Annotated in this window: 1 protein-coding gene; it reads right to left on the reverse strand. The window is 48.2% G+C overall.

Annotated elements, in window-relative coordinates:
* Positions 1 to 162: 162 nt before the first annotated feature.
* Positions 163 to 726: a hypothetical protein gene (locus QQK48_RS18445; RefSeq protein ID WP_284329607.1), complete on the reverse strand. Its 564-nt coding sequence runs from the start codon at positions 724 to 726 to the stop codon at positions 163 to 165.
* Positions 727 to 1,494 lie beyond the last annotated feature (768 nt).

Below are 1,494 nucleotides of genomic sequence, written 5' to 3' on the forward strand. Positions count from 1 at the left end.
ATGTAGAAACTCCTCCTGTCTTGGCGTAGCTTCTAAATCGCATAACCGTACCGCATTCTGACTCAGGATTAATTGTCGGCAGTATTGTGAGATTTCTAGTCGTATCTCACTGCGGTCCATGCACTTCACCTCCGAATGCGGGTAGTAAAACATCATACTGGCTCATGTCGGGTCCAGGCTCCCTGGCGTATCCAGACCGTAGTGAGCAATCCGAGCCGCAACAACTGCTGCATTGACCTCAATGCCTTGTGTGCGTTTGCGAACAATTGCTTCCTGTATCGAAGTCACCGCAACGTCCAAGCCATATTGGTTAGACAAATCCTTCATGAGGCGTAACGCTTGCCGTAACCCACTCTTGTCCTGCTCATCCATGTAATCACGAACCTCGTAGGACATTTGGCTACGCATCAGGCTGTTTCGCCATGCTCCTGGTTTTACAATCAATTGATCTAGCATCGTTAACCAGTCGACTGTGTCTGTCCGCTCTGTACCGAACTCCCTTTCGTGGCGAGAGATAACGTCACCCGCTTCATCAAGTGGTTCAATGAAATGTGCGCCGATCCGGACAATAATCTCCCGGTCTGCATACAGCGGCGAGGAAGAATAAGTGTGCTTGCCATCAAGTATGAACTTGCCATAGCCGTTGGTCTTTACATGCCCATATCGGCAAGATTCAAACGGCGCGTTTGGGAGTGCTCGCATGGCTTCCTTGTCCTTCTCAAACAACTCGCAGATAGGTACTCCTTTCTTGTAGTGCTCGCGGCTATTATCCAAATCGCATAGTTCGAATAATTCAGTGTTCCACTCATGCAATGACACTTTGATGGTAGGGGAACCATGTAATTTCTCCGAGCGTAACCAACCTTGTTCTCCACATTTCCTTTTTCATGACCGCTATTCGGATTGCAGAATGTAATCTCAAATCCGAAATGGGCTTGGAATCGCTTAAACAACTGTGTAAGGCGAACTAGCTCTCCAATTCGCCTGCCGGCTGCTGTGGCATTGTCAATCACAAGTCGTGACGGAACACCCTCAATATGATAAAAGACGTCCATTAATCCTTGGCATAAGCATTCAGCAGTTTCACCGAGAAAGCACTGAACAAATCCTGCATTGCTATGCGGGAAAGATACCACCAGATACTTCGTAACGCGTCGCACGCCGTTTACAATCACATCACATTCACCAAAATCAGCCTGAGCCTCTCCAGGATGCCACTGAAGTTCAAGATAGCCCTTCTTACTAAGGTGCTGGCGTTGACGAAATGCGGTCACGTATCGGTTCACGGTCGGGTACGAACAGTTGAACTCGGAAACTTTTTCACGAGTCGGTCATATACTCGCTTCCCGTATGACGTTGCTTGTACCGATTTTTAGCATCTTGAAGAAGCCATGCATCAATGGTTGGTTTGTAGGATCCAACTTGATGGCTTAGACACTGGCACAGGCAGCCTTGGGGAGAAGTCCTCCTGCTTCATGTATTTCCGAACGGTCT

It is taken from the genome of Demequina litorisediminis, from assembly GCF_030161615.1.
GTDB classification, from domain to species: domain Bacteria; phylum Actinomycetota; class Actinomycetes; order Actinomycetales; family Demequinaceae; genus Demequina; species Demequina litorisediminis.